General features: G+C 70.7%; 16 protein-coding genes. 7 read left to right on the forward strand and 9 right to left on the reverse strand.

Annotation, left to right across the window (positions count from 1 at the left end; all coding sequences use genetic code 11):
* Window positions 1-5: 5 nt before the first annotated feature.
* Window positions 6-1,184: an rRNA adenine N-6-methyltransferase family protein gene (locus tag ACFHWE_RS05200; RefSeq protein ID WP_416599474.1), complete on the reverse strand. Its 1,179-nt coding sequence runs from the start codon at window positions 1,182-1,184 to the stop codon at window positions 6-8.
* A 246-nt stretch (window positions 1,185-1,430) separates the two neighbouring features.
* Between ACFHWE_RS05200 and ACFHWE_RS05205 the strand changes: the two genes are divergently transcribed.
* The 4 genes from ACFHWE_RS05205 (at window position 1,431) to ACFHWE_RS05220 (ending at window position 5,057) form a co-directional block, all read left to right on the forward strand.
* Window positions 1,431-1,775 carry a YbaB/EbfC family nucleoid-associated protein gene (locus ACFHWE_RS05205; RefSeq protein WP_416599475.1) on the forward strand — a complete coding sequence of 115 codons (345 nt, stop codon included), beginning with the start codon at window positions 1,431-1,433 and terminating at the stop codon, window positions 1,773-1,775.
* Between the two features lie 170 nt (window positions 1,776-1,945).
* A complete protein-coding gene (gene recR / locus ACFHWE_RS05210) occupies window positions 1,946-2,545 on the forward strand; it encodes a recombination mediator RecR (RefSeq protein ID WP_416599441.1) in 600 nt (199 codons plus the stop codon).
* Between the two features lie 182 nt (window positions 2,546-2,727).
* Window positions 2,728-3,999, forward strand: a complete 1,272-nt coding sequence (locus tag ACFHWE_RS05215) for an aspartate kinase (protein WP_416599442.1) — start codon at window positions 2,728-2,730, stop codon at window positions 3,997-3,999.
* On the forward strand, window positions 3,996-5,057 hold the full coding sequence (locus ACFHWE_RS05220) for an aspartate-semialdehyde dehydrogenase (protein ID WP_416599443.1): 1,062 nt from the start codon (window positions 3,996-3,998) through the stop codon (window positions 5,055-5,057). The genes ACFHWE_RS05215 and ACFHWE_RS05220 overlap by 4 nt, the downstream gene beginning before the upstream one ends.
* Before the next feature lie 73 nt (window positions 5,058-5,130).
* Here ACFHWE_RS05220 and ACFHWE_RS05225 read toward each other — a convergent pair whose 3' ends face one another.
* Entirely contained in the window at window positions 5,131-5,874 is a 744-nt protein-coding gene (locus ACFHWE_RS05225; RefSeq protein ID WP_416599444.1) for a GntR family transcriptional regulator, read from the reverse strand.
* Between the two features lie 335 nt (window positions 5,875-6,209).
* On the opposite strand from ACFHWE_RS05225, the gene ACFHWE_RS05230 reads away from it, so the two are divergent.
* The gene (locus tag ACFHWE_RS05230) at window positions 6,210-6,563 is read left to right on the forward strand and encodes a PLD nuclease N-terminal domain-containing protein (RefSeq protein ID WP_416599445.1); all 354 of its coding nucleotides are present in this window, start codon (window positions 6,210-6,212) and stop codon (window positions 6,561-6,563) included.
* 137 nt (window positions 6,564-6,700) lie between these two features.
* Here ACFHWE_RS05230 and ACFHWE_RS05235 read toward each other — a convergent pair whose 3' ends face one another.
* The 4 genes from ACFHWE_RS05235 to ACFHWE_RS05250 form a co-directional block, all read right to left on the reverse strand.
* Window positions 6,701-7,999 (reverse strand): dihydrolipoamide acetyltransferase family protein, encoded by a 1,299-nt coding sequence (locus ACFHWE_RS05235; protein WP_416599446.1) that lies wholly within the window; start codon window positions 7,997-7,999, stop codon window positions 6,701-6,703.
* Window positions 8,000-8,013: 14 nt separating this feature from the next.
* Window positions 8,014-9,027: an alpha-ketoacid dehydrogenase subunit beta gene (locus ACFHWE_RS05240; RefSeq protein WP_416599447.1), complete on the reverse strand. Its 1,014-nt coding sequence runs from the start codon at window positions 9,025-9,027 to the stop codon at window positions 8,014-8,016.
* Window positions 9,028-9,043: 16 nt separating this feature from the next.
* Window positions 9,044-10,150 carry a pyruvate dehydrogenase (acetyl-transferring) E1 component subunit alpha gene (gene pdhA / locus ACFHWE_RS05245; RefSeq protein WP_416599448.1) on the reverse strand — a complete coding sequence of 369 codons (1,107 nt, stop codon included), beginning with the start codon at window positions 10,148-10,150 and terminating at the stop codon, window positions 9,044-9,046.
* 452 nt (window positions 10,151-10,602) lie between these two features.
* On the reverse strand, window positions 10,603-11,286 hold the full coding sequence (locus ACFHWE_RS05250; protein ID WP_416599449.1) for a GntR family transcriptional regulator: 684 nt from the start codon (window positions 11,284-11,286) through the stop codon (window positions 10,603-10,605).
* A 774-nt stretch (window positions 11,287-12,060) separates the two neighbouring features.
* On the opposite strand from ACFHWE_RS05250, the gene ACFHWE_RS05255 reads away from it, so the two are divergent.
* Window positions 12,061-12,816, forward strand: a complete 756-nt coding sequence (locus tag ACFHWE_RS05255; protein WP_416599450.1) for a phosphatase PAP2 family protein — start codon at window positions 12,061-12,063, stop codon at window positions 12,814-12,816.
* On the opposite strand, the gene ACFHWE_RS05260 is transcribed toward ACFHWE_RS05255, so the two are convergent.
* On the reverse strand, window positions 12,768-13,907 hold the full coding sequence (locus tag ACFHWE_RS05260; protein WP_416599451.1) for an FAD-dependent monooxygenase: 1,140 nt from the start codon (window positions 13,905-13,907) through the stop codon (window positions 12,768-12,770). The two genes, ACFHWE_RS05255 and ACFHWE_RS05260, sit on opposite strands and share 49 nt — an antisense overlap.
* A gap of 74 nt (window positions 13,908-13,981) precedes the next feature.
* Between ACFHWE_RS05260 and ACFHWE_RS05265 the strand changes: the two genes are divergently transcribed.
* A complete protein-coding gene (locus tag ACFHWE_RS05265; RefSeq protein ID WP_416599452.1) occupies window positions 13,982-14,590 on the forward strand; it encodes a TetR/AcrR family transcriptional regulator in 609 nt (202 codons plus the stop codon).
* Here ACFHWE_RS05265 and ACFHWE_RS05270 read toward each other — a convergent pair.
* Together ACFHWE_RS05270 and ACFHWE_RS05275 are read right to left on the reverse strand one after the other, a co-directional pair.
* Window positions 14,578-15,447 carry a VTC domain-containing protein gene (locus ACFHWE_RS05270; protein WP_416599453.1) on the reverse strand — a complete coding sequence of 290 codons (870 nt, stop codon included), beginning with the start codon at window positions 15,445-15,447 and terminating at the stop codon, window positions 14,578-14,580. The two genes, ACFHWE_RS05265 and ACFHWE_RS05270, sit on opposite strands and share 13 nt — an antisense overlap.
* Window positions 15,444-16,046 (reverse strand): DUF4956 domain-containing protein, encoded by a 603-nt coding sequence (locus ACFHWE_RS05275; RefSeq protein ID WP_416599454.1) that lies wholly within the window; start codon window positions 16,044-16,046, stop codon window positions 15,444-15,446. The genes ACFHWE_RS05270 and ACFHWE_RS05275 overlap by 4 nt, the downstream gene beginning before the upstream one ends.
* Window positions 16,047-16,072: the final 26 nt, after the last annotated feature.

A 16,072-nucleotide genomic window follows, 5' to 3' on the forward strand; every position in this document is an offset into this window, starting at 1 on the left:
GGGGATCACGACCGGACGGGCGGTCCGATCCGCCAGCTCCGGCCGTCGGGGGAGTCCAGCCACACCCGGTGGACCCCTTCGCCGTCCACTGACAGCCCGAAACGCTCCGGGGGCGGGCAGCCGAGCCCCCGCCACGTGTCCAGGGCGTCCTCGAACTCGTCCCAAATGCTGCGCGGCCCGCCCTGCTCGATCATCCACGAGGTTCCGTAGGGGTAGATGCGCACCCAGGAACGCCCCGCCCGGTCGCACGCCCAGAGCCCGGCCCCCGTGCCGATCCACCTCTGCCGGATCCGCCAGTCCGGCACCATCACGGACAGCGCGAACGCGGACGGGAATGCCATCAGCGCCACGAGGGGGTCGCTCTGGGTCAGCCGGTACTCGTCCGGCTGCTGACCGGAGTCCCGTGCCGACGGGCGGGGCGGCCCGGGGGTACGCAGGGGTACGAATCCCACGCCTCCCCGGAACGTGCCGACGGCGGAGCCGTCCCGGCCGCGTGTCACACGGGTGAGGACTCCCGCGCCCTCCAGCAGGCCCCAGGGGCAGACGATCAGCCCGCCGGGACGGGTCTGCCGCAGCCAGGCGGGCGGGATGCGGCGCACACCGCAGGTGGAGGTGATCCGGTCGTAGGGCGCGTCCGGCGGCCAGCCCTCGTAGCCGTCGGCGTGGTGGACGGCGGGCAGGTAGCCCTCCGCCCTCAGCGTCGTTCGGGCGGCCTCCGCCAGGCGCTCGTCGACCTCCACGCTGGTGACGGCGGAGTCCCCTAGCCGGTGGGCGAGCAGCGCGGTGTTCCAGCCGGTACCCGTGCCGATCTCCAGGACCCGCTGGCCCCGTGCCAGGTCCGCCGCCTCCAGGATGTGCGCCAGGACCGTCGGAGCGGCGCTGGAGGAGGTGGCCGAGCGCGCCACCGCGGCACGCCGGGCGGCGCGTGCGGACCCCCGTTGGCGGGGGAGCCTGCGTTCCTCGACCCGGGTGCCCACCGCGTCGTCGGTGTAGACCGCGGAGAGCCACCGCTCCGGGTTGGTGGCGGCGTTGAGCGGGGTGCCGTGCGGGGTCAGGACGCCGGAGCCGGGCACGTAGCGGTGCCTGGGGACGGCACGGAAGGCCTCGATGAGCGCTGGGTCGCTCAGAGTGCCGTCCGTGATCATCGCCTCGATCAGAGCCGTGTGGCGCTCTTTGGCGGTCAACACGTCGTCCCCCGTGACTTTCGGTGCTGTCGGTGCCAGTGGGGCGCCAACGGCACCGTTGTGCCCAGATGGACGTACCCTCAACCGAAAGTGACACCGAGGCTACTCTTCGGGAGTCTGTGGGGGCGGTGGCGGGGCCGGGAACGGAAGGGACGTTCCCGGCGCGTCCGAGCGGTTACCCTCACAGCGAGAGCCACACCCAGCACCACGAGTGCGACGAGGAGTACGGACGTGAACCCTGGCGGAATGGACATGCAGGCCCTGCTCCAGCAGGCCCAGCAGATGCAGCAGCAGCTCGCCGAGGCCCAGAGGGCGCTCGACGAGGCCGAGGTCGAGGGGAGTTCCGGCGGCGGCCTGGTCAAGGTCAAGCTGAGCGGGCGCGGGCAGGTGGAGGATGTCACGGTCTCCGCCGAGGCGGTCGACCCCGGCGACGCCGAGGAGAGTGCTCAGACGATCGCGGACCTGGTCCTGGCCGCCATCCGCGACGCAGAGTCGCAGGTCGAGCGGATCCAGCAGGAGAAGATGGGGCCGCTCGCCGAGGGCATGGGCGGGATGCCCGGCGGGGGGATGCCGGGTCTGCCCGGCTTCTGAGACGTCGGCCGCGGGGCGGCGGTCCGGCCGGGTACACGGCGGGTCGCCGCTCCGGATACGGTGGGGAGCGGACTCCCGTTCTCCGGGAACCGGGCCCGTCGGCGGGGTGCCGCGGGCACCGTTCGGCGGGGGCGGGTTCCCGCGACACACTGATCGACGAGTGGGCGGCGATGTACGAAGGCGTTGTGCAGAATCTGATCGACGAGCTCGGGCGGCTGCCCGGCGTCGGTCCGAAAAGCGCGCAACGCATCGCCTTCCACGTGCTGGCCTCGGAGGACGCCGACGTCCGGCGCCTGGCGGGCGCGCTGACCGAGGTCAAGGCGAAGGTCCGCTTCTGCTCCGTCTGCGGCAACATCGCCCAGGAGGAGCAGTGCCGCATCTGCCGTGACGCTCGGCGCGACGCCGCCGTCATCTGCGTGGTCGAGGAGTCCAAGGACGTCGTCGCCATCGAGCGCACCCGTGAGTTCCGCGGGCGCTACCACGTGCTGGGCGGCGCCATCAGCCCCATCGAGGGCATCGGCCCCGACGACCTCCGCGTCAAGGAACTCATGACCCGTCTGGCGGACGGCCAGGTGATCGAGCTCATCCTGGCGACCGACCCCAACCTGGAAGGGGAGGCCACCGCGACCTATCTGGCGCGGCTGGTCAAACCCATGGGGCTCAAAGTGACCCGTCTGGCCAGCGGCCTGCCGGTCGGCGGCGACCTGGAGTACGCCGACGAGGTCACCCTGGGACGTGCTTTCGAGGGCCGTCGCAGTCTGGAGTTCTAGCTCACATTTCGCCGTAATCCGCCGGAAACGCGAGTAACCTCCGCTTTCCGGGGTAGGCCCGAGTGCTGGCGTGTGAAGCCGACACGCGCCCTCGTTGCAGGTCGGACGGGGTGCGGCGAAGGTGGCTGGCTACACTCCCATTGTTTATCCGACTTGATCCCAACTCCTCAGGAGCATCGATCGTGGCCCTAATCGTGCAGAAGTACGGTGGGTCTTCCGTGGCTGACGCGGAAGCCATCAAGCGAGTAGCCCAGCGGATCGTCGCTCAGAAAAAGGCGGGATATGACGTGGTCGTCGTCGTGTCCGCCATGGGTGACACGACCGACGAACTGCTGGACCTGGCCGAGCAGGTCTCCCCGATGCCGCCGGCCCGCGAGCTCGACATGCTCGTGACCGCGGGTGAGCGCATGTCCATGGCCCTCGTGGCGATGGCCATCGAGAACCTCGGGTACGAGGCCCGCTCCTTCACCGGCTCACAGGCCGGTGTCATCACCACGTCGTTGCACGGCAACGCCAAGATCATCGACGTGACCCCCGGACGCATCAGCGAGGCCGTGGACGAGGGCGCCATCTGCATCGTCGCCGGTTTCCAGGGTGTCTCCCAGGACACCAAGGACATCACCTCCCTCGGGCGCGGCGGCTCCGACACCACGGCCGTCGCCCTGGCGGCGGCCCTGGAGGCCGACGCCTGCGAGATCTACAGCGACGTCGACGGCGTCTTCACGGCCGACCCGCGCATCGTGCCGAGCGCGCGCCGCATCCCCCAGGTCTCCTACGAGGAGATGCTGGAGATGGCCGCCTGCGGCACGAAGATCCTGCACCTGCGGTGCGTGGAGTACGCGCGGCGGTACAACATTCCCCTGCACGTCCGTTCGTCGTTCAGTCAGAAGCCCGGGACCTGGGTCGTTTCGGAAGTCGAGGAAAGCGAAGGCATGGAACAGCCGATCATCTCCGGGGTCTCCCACGACCGGAGCGAAGCCAAGATCACCGTCGTCGGCGTGCCGGACAAGGTCGGTGAGGCGGCCACGATCTTCAGGGCCCTCGCCGACGCCGAGATCAACATCGACATGATCGTCCAGAACGTGTCGGCGGTCTCCACGTCCCGCACCGACATCTCCTTCACCGTTCCCAAGGAGTCGGGCAAGACCGCCGTCTCCTCCCTGAAGAAGGTGCAGGACAAGGTGGGCTTCGAGTCCCTGCGCTACGACGACAAGATCGGCAAGGTGTCGCTGATCGGCGCGGGCATGCGCTCCTACCCGGGCGTCACCGCCCGTTTCTTCGACGCGGTCGCCGGATCCGGCACCAACGTCGAGATGATCTCCACCTCGGAGATCCGCATCTCGGTGATCGTCGAGGAGTCCCAGATCGACGCGGCCGTCCAGGCCGCCCACAGTGAGTTCCAGCTCGACGCCGACCAGGTCGAGGCTGTCGTGTACGGAGGTACCGGCCGATGAGCAACCGTCTTCCCACCCTCGCCATCGTCGGCGCCACCGGCGCTGTCGGCAGCGTCATGCTCGACATCCTCACCCAGCGTCAGAACGTGTGGGGCGAGATCCGCCTGATCGCCTCCCCGCGCAGCGCGGGCAAGGTCCTGAGCGTGCGCGGCGAGGACGTCGTCGTGCAGGCCCTGGCGCCCGAGGTCTTCGACGGCGTCGACGTGGCCATGTTCGACGTGCCCGACGAGGTCTCCAAGGAGTGGGCCCCCGTCGCCGCCGCCCGCGGTGCGGTCGCGGTCGACAACTCCGGTGCGTTTCGCCTGGACGAGGACGTTCCGCTCGTGGTGCCCGAGGTCAACGCGGACCAGGTCCGCAACCGCCCGCGCGGCATCATCAGCAACCCCAACTGCACCACGCTGTCGATGATCGTGGCCATCGGCGCCCTGCACCGCGCCTACGGGGTCACCGACCTGGTGGTCTCCTCCTACCAGGCCGCCTCCGGGGCCGGCCAGGAGGGCATCGACACCCTGCGCGACCAGATGGCCAAGGCCGGCGCTGACCGCAGCCTCGGCGAGAAGGCCGGCGACGTGCGCGCCGCCGCCGGCGAGCTGGGGCCGTTCCCGGCGCCGCTGGCCTACAACGTCGTGCCGTGGGCGGGCTCGCTCAAGGACGGCGGCTGGTCCTCGGAGGAGCTGAAGGTCCGCAACGAGTCCCGCAAGATCCTGGGCCTGCCCGGCCTGCGCGTCTCCGCGACCTGTGTGCGCGTCCCGGTCATCACGACCCACGCGCTCACCGTCCACGCCACCTTCTCCGAGGAGGTGACCGCCGACGCCGCGCGCGAGCTCCTGGGCTCCGCCGAGGGCGTGGTGGTCCAGGACGACCCGGCCAAGGGCGAGTTCCCGACCCCGGCCGACGTCGTGGGCACCGACCCGACCTGGGTCGGCCGTATCCGGCAGTCGCTCGACCACACCAACTCCCTCGAACTGTTCCTGTGCGGGGACAACCTGCGCAAGGGCGCCGCGCTCAACACCGCGCAGATCGCGGAGGTCGTGGCCGAGGAGTTCACCCAGGCCTGACACGCGTAATCCGATGCACGGGGCCGTGGCGCTTGTCGCCGCGGCCCCGTCCGCTCGTGTCGGACAGGGCCGCTCAGTCCTCGCCGGGGTCGTCCGGGCTCCGCGGCCGGGCGAGCGTGAGGTTGTAGAGGAGACTGCAGTGCTCCGCGACGGCGATGAGGTCGGAGGTCTCGACCGGTCGCCCGCCGCTGTAGTGCGTGCGCTCGATGACCAGCACGGGAACCCCCGGTGCGGATCGCAGTAGCACGGCCTCGGAGTCGCGGAGGGCACGCGTGCGCACCTCCTCGACGATCCGGTCGACGGGGTGGCCCGCCGCGTCGAGGCGATTGACCAGGGAGTCCCCGGAACCGGCGTCGAACGGCGTGTTCGGGGTGCCGACCGTGAGCGCGGCGGGCTCCCAGGACCGGTGCAGGGTGACCGGTACGCGTGTGGACAGTCCGCACGAGGTGGTCCGGTACACGGGGTCGCCTTCGCGTATGCGCAGCCGCGAGTTCAGGGGCGGGGTGCACCGCTCCTGTTCGGTGCCGATGTTCTCGTAGCCGAGCCGTTCCGCTCCGGACCCCGAGGAGGCGTTCGTGCGGCACAGCCGGAACGCCTTGGGCGGGGAGCGCACGAAGTAGCCGGAACCGGGGCGCGCCTCGACCAGTCCCTCGGTGACCAGGAGTCGGAGCGCGGTGCGGGAGATCTGTTCGCTGACGCGGTAGGTGCGCGCCAGGCGGGTCCGGGAGGGGAGCCGGGTTCCCGGGGGCATCTCCCCGCGCAGGATCGGGTCGCGTAGTTGCTCTGCCAGCCAGAGATACCGGGGTTGCCTGGTCACGGTCATACGGCCCCGGGTGCCGCACCCCCCGCGCCCGAGGCCGTTCTGTGTTTCCGGCACGGTGTGGGTCGGTGCTCTCGGGGGCCGGTGCCCGGTGGGGTTGAGGGAGTGAACCTGCCAGATCGCCGAAGCTCGCCCATGTCCCCAGTAAAGCAGCGGTAGGGCCGGGCGGAGGGCGATACCGGGGAGTAGCCGGTCTCGGACGTCGGTGGACCGTGGAAACGGAACCGTGTTCTGCCGTGGAGAAACACCGGCGGAGTGCGGTGGTGGGAGGGCGTCCACTCATTACACTGACGCTGAGTGTCGTTATTGCTCCCGTATGTGAGGATGTCAAGGTGGAATACTTCGCAGATGCCACAGGCGCCACGGATGCCTGGTTCGCCGGAACCGGCGGTGTGGTCGCGTTGGTCGTCGGCTTGGCGGTGCTGGCTCTGCTGGCCCTGTCGATCGCCGCGATCCTCTCCACACTGGTGGACCGGAGGACGACGGCGGGCGGCAAGTTCCTGTGGATCGTCTTCGAGGTCTGGTTCCCGGTGTTCGGAGCCGTCGCCTGGTTCGCCGTCGGCAGGAAGGGGCACCTCAACCGCTTCCTCGGCATCGCCAAGGGCAGTGGGCGCCACTCCGCTCCGGCCAGCGTCGGCCAGCACAGCGACGCGGCCGTCGACCAGGTCGGCCTGGGTCACGCCTGAGGGCGAGGGGCGCGTCCTCCCGGGAGTCTTCCGTCCACAGGCTGTGGACGCGGGGCCGCGCCTCGCGCGAGGCGGCTCCGGAAACAGCGGGACGCCCCGACCGTCACCGGCCGGGGCGCCTGCGTGTACCGGGCGTGCTAGAGGATGATCCGCATCGGCTCCTCCAGGATCTCCGCGAGGTCCTTGAGGAACGCCGCGCCCACGGCGCCGTCCACGGCGCGGTGGTCCACCGACAGCTCCAGCGAGATGCGGTTGCGCACCGCGACCTCGCCGTCCACGACCGCGGGCTCCTGGCGCATCGCGCCCACCGCCAGGATCGCCGCCTCGGGCGGGTTGATCACCGCGGAGAAGCTGTCCATGCCGAACATGCCCAGGTTGGACACGCTGAACGTGCCGCCGCTCATTTCCTGCGGCTTCAGCTTGTTGTCGCGCGCCTTGCCCGCCAGCTCACGGGTTCGGGTGGAGATCTCCGACAGCGTCGCCTTGTCCGTGTCGTGCAGGACCGGCACGACCAGCCCCGCGTCCACCGCCACGGCCACGCCGACGTTGATGCGGTGGTGCTGGAGGAGCGTGTCGTTCACCCACGAGGTGTTCACCGCCGGGTGCAGCTTCAGCGCGGTCGCGCTGGCCTTGACGATGAGGTCGTTGAAGCTGACCTTGGTCCCGGTGCTCTCCAGCTGCCCGTTGATCTGGGAGCGGAAGGACTTCAGCGCCTCGGCGTCGATCGTGCGGCGCAGGTAGAAGTGCGGTACCTGCTGCTTGCTCTCGGTCAGGCGGCGCGCGATCACCTTGCGCACGTTGCCGACCTTGACCTCCTCGGAGGCCCGGAGGTCGTCGGCGGCCGGGGCCTGCGGCGCCGTTGCGGCCGGGGCGGCGGCGGGCTCCTCCCGCGCGGGAGCGGACGCGGCCGGGGCCTCGGCGCCCCCGGACTCCCGGGCCGCCTCGATGTCGGCGCGCACGATCCGGCCCTTGGGCCCCGAACCCTGGATCTTCGTGATGTCCAGGCCGTACTCCTTGGCCAGACGGCGGGCCAGGGGCGAGGTGCGCGGACGCTCCCCGGACGGCGGCGTGGCGGGCGCCTCGCCGGCGGGCTCCGGAGCGGGGGCCGGTGCCTGCTCCGGCTCCTCCTTCTCGGACTCCTCCTCCGCCTTCTCCTCGGCGGCGGGCTCCGGGGAGCCGGACTCCTCGGGGACGGCGTCGGGGCTGTCAGCGATCACGCCGATCACCTCGCCGATCGGCACGGTGTCGCCCTCGGAGAACGCTTGTTTGACCAGGAAGCCGTCCTCGTAGGCCTCGTACTCCATGACGGCCTTGTCGGTCTCGATCTCGACCAGGACGTCACCGGTGGCGACCTTGTCGCCCACCTTCTTGACCCAGCTGCTGATGACGCCTTCCTCCATGGTGTCGGAGAGGCGCGGCATGTGGATTTCGCTCATGTGTGGGAACTCCTCTACCCGACCCGCTTGCCGACGGCGCTCAGGGTCTCCTTGATGGCGGTGCTGATCGATGCGACCGACGGCAGTGCGGCCGTCTCCAGGGGCTTGGCGTAGGGCATGGGGACCTCGGCCATGGCCACCCGGCGGACCGGAGCGTCCAGGTAGTCGAAGGCGCCCTCCTGGATGGAGGCGGCGATCTCCGCGCCGATCCCGTAGGTGAGCCAGTCGTCCTCGCAGATCACGGCGGCACCGGTCTTCTTGACCGAGTCCACGAACGTCTGCCGGTCCAGGGGGCGCAGGCTGCGCAGGTCCACGACCTCGACGCTGATGTCCTCCTCGGCCAGCTTCGCGGCGACCTGGTCGGCCACCATCGCCATCCGGGAGTAGCCGATGAGGGTGATGTCGGTGCCCTCGCGGACGATGCCCGCCCGGCCGATCGTGGCGACGGTGTCGCTGCCCGCCTCGGCGTAGTCCTCGGGCACCTCGCCCTTGGAGTTGTACAGTCCCAGGTTTTCCAGGAACAGGACAGGGTCGTCGTCGCGGATGGCCGCGCGGAGCATGGCGGAGGCCTCCGCCGGGGTGCTCGGGGCGAGCACCTTCAGGCCGGGGATGAAGGAGTAGAACAGTTCGATGTTCTGGGAGTGCGTCGCGCCGAGCTGCTGGCCGCCGCCGCCGGGCGTGCGGATGACCATGGGGACGCTGGTCTGGCCGCCGAACATCCCGTAGATCTTGGCGGCGTGGTTGATGATCTGGTCGATGGCGATGAGGGAGAAGTTGATCGTCATCAGCTCGACGACCGGGCGCAGGCCCAGCATCGCGGCACCGACGGCCGCGCCGACGAACCCCTCCTCGGCGATGGGGGTGTCCTTGACCCGCCGGGGGCCGAACTCCTTGAGCAGGCCTTCGGTGATCTTGTAGGAGCCCTCGAAGACACCGATCTCCTCGCCCATGACGAGGACGTTCTCGTCACGGACCATCTCGGCGCGAAGGGTGTCCCGCAGAGCCTGGCGGTAGGTGATCACAGACATGTGGCTGGTTCCTTCTCTACTCCGCGAACACCGGGTCGGCGGGCATGCGCCGCGACTCGTTGGGCACCGGGGTGGCGTACGTGTAGTCGAAGAGCGTGGACACGTCCGGCTTCGGGCTGTTCTCCGCGAAGTCGGCGGCCTCGGCGACCTCGGCCTTGACCTCGGCGGCGATCTCGTCGCGCTTGTCGTCGGTGAGGACGCCCGCCTCCGTGAGCTTGGCCTCGAACAGGGCGATGGGGTCGTTCTCCTCCGCCCGGGCGGTGTCCTTCTGCTCCTGGGTGCGGTACTTGGCCGGGTCGACGACCGAGTGCCCCTTCTGCCGGTAGCTCCAGGCCTCCAACAGGAACGGGGTCTGCTCCTGGCGGGCGCGCTCGACCAGCCTGCTGGCGGTGTCGCGGACGGCGAGGACGTCGCGGCCGTCCACGCGTTCGCCCTCGATGCGGAACGCGGCTCCGCGCTTGTACAGGTCGGGCTCGGCGGAGGACATCTCGACGGTGGTGCCCATGCCGGTGAAGTTGTTGACCACCACGAAGACGATGGGCAGGTCCCACAGTTTGGCGATGTTGAGCGACTCGTGCCAGGCGCCGATGTTGGTGGTGCCGTCGCCCATCTGGCACATGACGACCTCGTCGCCGCCCTTGTACGAGACGGCCAGGGCCGCGCCCGTGGCCAGCGGAAGCTGGCCGCCGACGATGCCGTAGCCGCCGAGCATGCGGGTCTCGGTGTCGTACATGTGCATGGAGCCGCCCCAGCCCTTGGAGACGCCGTCGGAGCGCCCGTAGAGCTCGGCCATGACGCGCTTGGGGTCCATGCCCTTCTCGATCGCGTACCCGTGGTCGCGGTAGTTCGTGAAGAGGTAGTCGCGCTCCTGGAGGGCGGTCATCAGGCCGACGACCGTGGCCTCCTCGCCCAGGTTCAAGTGGCAGTAGCCGCCGATCCGGGCCTGGGTGTAGGCCTGGGCGGTGCGCTCCTCGAACCGGCGCACGAAGAGCATCCGGCGGTAGTAGTCCAGGAGGGTGTCGGGTTTCTCATCGGAGACGCCCGGCGCGGTCTCCTTGCGGGTGCGCCGCCGGGTCGCGGTGGACCTGGCGGCACCGGTCCTCGGCTTGGCTTTGTCAGCCATGGTGTGCCTTTCTACGTGGTGAGGGCCCGCCGCCCCGGCCTGTGGGCCGTGGTGCGGGCCTGCCGCGGCCCGCTGTGGGGCGGGGACGCGGCGTGCGCCGCCGCCGGGCTCGATCGGCGGTGGCGCGTGCGTGGCTGTCGCGGGGCGCGTCCGGGAACCGTGGCTGGTCCCTCCCGGGCGCGGGGCGATGGCGGGTCACGTGTGCAGTTGTCGACCGGACCCTTGACCGCATTGCTTCCCGGTCCGGACTCCGCGTATGCGTGGGCCCGAGGTGTCCGGTGACCCGGGTTCGTCCACCGGCCGGACGGACGACACCGGGTTCTTCCGAGGATGGTGCGTGTGACACGGGTCTCGCATACTCTACGGACTGATCGATGATCGATCAATACGACTTTACGGCAGATTCCGGAAGAAACGCGCGCGGCCCCGGCGCGCCTACGGCGGGTCGGGAATCAATGCCCCAGGGTGCTCTCGTGGGTCTTGAGGGCGGCCTCCACGTAGTCGAGGACGTGGTCGCTCACCATCTCGCCCACCGACGGGTCGCCGTCGCGGAACGCGCGGGTGATCCGGTCGTGGTCGGCGGCCTTGGCGTGCAGTTCCATGTCCAGCCACCGCACCGACAGGGTCGTCCACACCTCGACCCCCAGTGACTCCCATGTGTGCAGTAGCACACTGTTGTCGGCGGCGCGCACGATCTCGCGGTGGAACTCCACGCTGTGCCGGATCTGCTCGTCGACGTCGCCCCGCGCGGTCGCCTCCTTGAGGGCCTCCACCTCGCGCGCCAGCGGAGCGGGGTCCGCCGCGAGCCGGGGCGCCGCCAGGCGCGCGGCGACCAGTTCCAGGCCGGCGCGGACCGGATAGATCTCCGCCATGTCCTGGACGCCGAAGGCGCGCACGCGGGCGCCCTTGTTCGGGACGGTCTCGATCAGGCGCAGGCCCTCCAGTTCGCGCAGGGCCTCACGGACGGGGGCCTGGCTCACCTTCAGTTCCGTCGCCACACGGCGCTCCACGATCCGCTCGCCGGGTTTCCACCGGCCGGACAGCAGTCCCTCGACCAGTACCCGTCGGATCTGCTCCCTGAGCGGCTCACGGGCCAGCTTCGAGGGATCATCCGGCAACTGTGGGAGGTCGACCATCCGGAGCCCTTCCGTTCCATGGCCCGCGCACGGTGTGCGCGCGGACTCGACCGCTCGGCGTCATAGGCGCCCACTGAAGGGTGCCACACGTGCACGGGTCGCCCGAACGGCGTGCATCGAAACCTCAACGGAACGCTCACGAAGGTGTTGCGCCGGAGTGAACCCGAAGGGTCCGTGGCGGGGGATCCGGGGAAAGCCGGTGGTCGCGGGAGCCGTGCGCGGCCGACCTGGCCGATCGCGGTTCAGGCTGCCCGGGTAGGCTCAAGAGTCGACAACGTTCACTCATGCGTTGGGCGGGGGTGCCCCACAGAAGGCGAGACAACCGAGGTAGACCCCGACGAGAGCGCCCTGACCTGCGCTGACCTTATTTTGGAAGACGGCCGGCGCACAGTCGGCGCTTCCGGACGTCCAGTCAGCTCCTCGGATTCCGGGCCTCGCGGACACGGTGTGGTGAAACCGCCGGCCGGGCCGGGCCGTCGAACGGGTAACAGTCGGGGAACCCCGGCGAGCACCAGCCCCGTATCGGCCCTGAGGACGTCAGGATCAGTACCGACAACCACGGCTAGCCCCGTCCACCGCGCTCCAGAGAGCGTCCGGGTGAGCCCCGACGTGTGAGACAGCACTGAGCACATGACGCACTCTTCGCAGATCCGGCAGAGATCCATCGACGTGGCAGAGCCACACGAGAGGGATCGGCGGCCTTCGGCAGCGGGACCGTACAGCGGTCCCATCCCGGCGGTACGTACCACGGGTACGGCTCCGGGTGTCCCGGTCGTGCGCGCGATCAAGTGGCCGAGTGTGAGCGAGATCGCCTGGGGGATGGCCTCGGACCGGGTCGCCATCATCCTCGCGGTCGCGCTGATCGTGATGACGATGCTCTCCGCGGGGCCGCTGCACCCCGTGGACAACTTCCTCAACGAACTGCCGCGGCCGTTCTGGGACACGCTGCGCACGCCGCTCATCCACTGGCCGGACACGGTCGCCTCGCGTGCGGTCGCCCTGCCGGTACTGACCGTCACCGCCGTCCAGCTCGCCTACTGGCACCGGAGCTGGCGGCCGATCGTGCTCGGCGCGGTCGGCGTCATCGGCATGATGTCGATGGTGGCGTCCATGAAGCTGCTCTTCAACCGGGGACACGCCAAGGACTACGACCCGGACTTCTTCGAGGGCATGGGCAACGTCGCCTTCCCCTCGGGACACGGCGCCAACGCCATCCTCATCTACGGGCTGGTGCTGTTCCTCATCATCAGGTTCGCGGCGGCCCGGCGGCACATCGTCAGACGCCTGGGGTACTGCATCGCCGGTATCGCCGTTCTGCAGTCCGTCGTCTCGGTCTACCTGCACTTCCACTGGTTCACCGACCTGGTGGCCGGGATGATCGCGGGCGGGTTCGCCCTGCGGGTGACCATCCGCCTGGACCGGATGTTCCCGCACGGGCGCACGGCCGAGTGGTGGCCCTGGTACGGCCGCGACGGGGAGGGTCAGCCGGTCGGCGGCCGCCAGCCGAACAACCCCTCCAGGGACGCGTAGGCCAGGCCGTTCGGAAGCCGCGCCGCCAGGGCGAGCGTACGGTCGCGCAGGGTTCGTGCCGCCGGGTTCCGGGTCAGCGACACCCTGGCGAAAGCGGCCGAGCGGCGCGCGATACCCGAGGCGCGCGGCAAGCGGGCTCGCGTGTAGCCGGCGAGGTCCCGGCAGACCTCGCCGCCCCCGCTGACGCTGTGCGCGAGGGTGACGGCGTCCTCGATGGCCTGGCACGCGCCCTGGCCCAGGTTCGGGGTCATGGCGTGCGCGGCGTCGCCGAGCAGGGCGACGCGGCCCCGGTGGTAGGCGGGCGGAGGGGTGGCGAGGTGCCAGACGTCTTTGCGCAGCACGGAGCCGGGGTCCGCGCGGCGCAGGGCTTCGGAGAGGGGGCCGTGCCAGTGGCCGAAGCGCCGGAGGAGCTCCGTGTGCTCATCGCGGGAGCCAGAGCCCGCTGGCGCCCAGGCCATGGCGTAGAGGTAGGCGTCTCCGCCGATGAGCGGCATGAGCCCGAACGAACCCTCCGGGCCCCATGACTCCGCCGCCGTGGGCACGTCGACGTTCTCGGCGAGCAGGCGCCAGGCCGTGGCACCCGAGTAGACGGGGCCGGGGTGGTCGGGGAACAGGGCCGCGCGGGTGCGGGACCGGATGCCGTCGGCGGCCACCACCAGACCGGCCTCCCGCTCCCGGCCGTCGGGTGTGGTGACGAGGGCGGGCCGGTCGGGGCCGCCCTCGTCCACGAGGCGGGCGGCGCTCCCTGCGGTCACGGGGACTCCGGCCAGGATGCGCATGAGGTCGGGGCGGCGCACGACGGCGATGGTGTCGCCGAAGCGTTCCCGGGTCTCGTCGACGGCGGCCGGGACGAGCCACTCACCGTGCCAGGCGCGGATGCCGACGGACCCGGGGGCGGCCAGCGAGCGGACGGAGTCCCCCAAGCTGAGGGTGTCCAGGGCACGCAGCGCGTTGGGGGCGACGGCCAGGCCCGCCCCCGTCTCCCATGATTCCCGGGCCTCCAGTACCTCGACGTCCCATCCCCGGTTCCGGAGGGCGTGGGCGGCGGTGAGGCCGCCGATGCCCGCGCCGATGACGATCGCCTTGCGCATGTCCGCTCCTGTTTCCTCTACTCCTGTAGAGCAACTACTCTACAGGAGTAGAGGAAGTGGTTTGAGGGGGGACCATGCCGAACCCGAGCACACGGCGCGACCTGATCGCCGCCACCGCGCTGGACCTGATCGCCGAACGGGGGTTGCGCGGCCTGACCCACCGGGCGGTGGACGAGGCCGCCGGGCTCCCGCCGGGATCGACCTCCTACCACGCGCGGACACGGCTGCGGCTCGTGGAGGCCGCACTGGTCTGGCTGGTCGACCAGGAGGAGGGCCTGGGACTGCGGTCCCTGGGGCCGGGGCCCGTGGACCGGCCCGGGGTCGCCCGGGTCATGGCGCGCTTCCTGTACGAGGCGCTCACCGGGGGGCGGCGCAGGACACTGGCCCGCCTCGAACTCGCGTTGGAGGCGGGACGCAGCCCCGGCCTCCGGGAGGTCTACGACCGGTCCGGGGAGCGGCTGCGGACGGCGGTACGGACGGTGCTGGCCGACCACCTCGGGTCCCCGGAACCGGAACGGCACACGCGCGCGCTCCTGTCCTGGATGGAGGGCGTGCTCTTCTACTCACTGGTCGGCGCGGGGTCCGCCGCCCCACCGGACGAGGAGGAGTTGCGGACCTCGGCCCTGGAGGTGCTCGACGGCCTACTGGGGCCGGACCGGCTCCGGGAGTCTCACCCTGGGTGAGTGGATGTTTCACGTGAAACACCCACCGTCACCCTTGGCCCGGGTGCAGCCGGCGCGCCCGGGCCGCTCGGCGTCGTCACGCGCGGAGCCGCGACGTCCGGGGCCCGGTCCAGGCAGTACCGCATGGAGCGATGCCACCGGTTGCCCGGGAGCCCCGGTTCGAGCGCGGCCGTCAGAGCGGTGTACTTGCTGAACCCCGTGGCACGCACCCCGAACTCGTGGAGCCGCCGCTCGGTCGGGGTGCGGCCCCCGTGTGTCTTGACCTCCACCAGGACCACGTCCGGGCGCATCCGCACCGTCCGGTCCCCGCGGATCCCCACCAGGCCGGTGTCCAGGGTCACGCGTTCGCCTCCGTCGAGGGCGACCAGGGTCGTCCTGTGGTAGTCGGTGACCGTGCCGGGCAGCAGGTCCCCAGGCGGCTCCAGCCCGTACCGGCGCAGGGTCCGCTCGACGAACGCCCGGCTCTCCGGGACCAGGAGGTCCTGCGGTCCGGTGTGGTCGATCCGCGTCTTGTCGGTGCCGCCCCGGCCGTCCTTGGTCTTGACCTCGCACATCCGGGCCCCGGTGTCCGCGTAGGAGCGCACCCGCACCTTGAACCGCCGTCTCCGGCGCCGGCGGTGGTCGTGGAAGGTCCGCAGGTCCGGGGTGTCCATGTAGGTGGAGGAGTAGCGGAACGAGTTCCGGCCACCGATGGTCAGCACCCCGAAGGAGGCCGCGGCCCCCGCGAACACGACCGGCACCAGTTCCACCGGTACGAGGTAGGTACGGCAGATCCGGGACACCAGGCGGGCGCGTTCGTTCACTTCCGCCAGCGGCATCGGTGCCAGCCCGTCCAGGCCGGGCAGCGGCGCGCTCACCGTCGGCCCGTCCGGGCCGTCGCGCCGCCCCGCCGCGACGGGGAGAAGGCCGGTTCGGGCGGGGCCGCACGGAACCGGACGTCGACGACCATCAGGTCGCGCACGTAGTCCACCTCGGCGACCTCCACGTGCTCCACACCGCCGCGCAGCCGCGTCTCCAGGTCCTGGCGCAGCGACACCGGGTCCTCGTGTACCACGTCCAGGGTGACCAGGCGCCGCTCACGCCGGGCCAGCAGTCTCGGGTGGTCGGCCACGAACATCACCCCGAGCAGGAGCGCGTTGATCCCGAGCAGTGTCCACGGCGCTGACGCGGCGACCGCGTTCACCAGGCCGAGGGCGATCGCGGTGAAGTAGTAGCCGATCTCGCCCTGGCCGATGGTGTCCGACCGCAGGCGGAGGATGGCCAGGACCCCGAAGAGCCCGAACCCGACCGCCAGGCCGATCTCCCGCTGGGTCAGCACTGAGACGACCGCGAAGATGCCGGTGTTCAGAGCGAGGTAGGCCAGCAGGAGGTCGCGGCGGCCGTGGCGTCGGAAGTAGAGGCAGTAGGACAGCAGGATGATTGCGGCCAGGTCGACCGCCAGAGCGAACCAGAACATGGTCCCCACCCTTCCGGCCGACCGTG

The organism is Nocardiopsis sp. LOL_012 (assembly GCF_048060475.1).
Lineage (GTDB): Bacteria > Actinomycetota > Actinomycetes > Streptosporangiales > Streptosporangiaceae > Nocardiopsis.

What these genes read in the sequence shown, in the direction of transcription:
- ACFHWE_RS05205 (WP_416599475.1), top strand. Translation starts at nt 1,431, where the DNA reads ATGGACATGCAGGCCCTGCTCCAGCAGGCCCAGCAGATGCAGCAGCAG.
- recR (WP_416599441.1), top strand. Translation starts at nt 1,946, where the DNA reads ATGTACGAAGGCGTTGTGCAGAATCTGATCGACGAGCTCGGGCGGCTG.
- ACFHWE_RS05220 (WP_416599443.1), top strand. Translation starts at nt 3,996, where the DNA reads ATGAGCAACCGTCTTCCCACCCTCGCCATCGTCGGCGCCACCGGCGCT.
- ACFHWE_RS05235 (WP_416599446.1), bottom strand. Translation starts at nt 7,999, where the DNA reads ATGAGCGAAATCCACATGCCGCGCCTCTCCGACACCATGGAGGAAGGC.
- ACFHWE_RS05240 (WP_416599447.1), bottom strand. Translation starts at nt 9,027, where the DNA reads ATGTCTGTGATCACCTACCGCCAGGCTCTGCGGGACACCCTTCGCGCC.
- pdhA (WP_416599448.1), bottom strand. Translation starts at nt 10,150, where the DNA reads ATGGCTGACAAAGCCAAGCCGAGGACCGGTGCCGCCAGGTCCACCGCG.
- ACFHWE_RS05250 (WP_416599449.1), bottom strand. Translation starts at nt 11,286, where the DNA reads ATGGTCGACCTCCCACAGTTGCCGGATGATCCCTCGAAGCTGGCCCGT.
- ACFHWE_RS05260 (WP_416599451.1), bottom strand. Translation starts at nt 13,907, where the DNA reads ATGCGCAAGGCGATCGTCATCGGCGCGGGCATCGGCGGCCTCACCGCC.
- ACFHWE_RS05265 (WP_416599452.1), top strand. Translation starts at nt 13,982, where the DNA reads ATGCCGAACCCGAGCACACGGCGCGACCTGATCGCCGCCACCGCGCTG.
- ACFHWE_RS05275 (WP_416599454.1), bottom strand. Translation starts at nt 16,046, where the DNA reads ATGTTCTGGTTCGCTCTGGCGGTCGACCTGGCCGCAATCATCCTGCTG.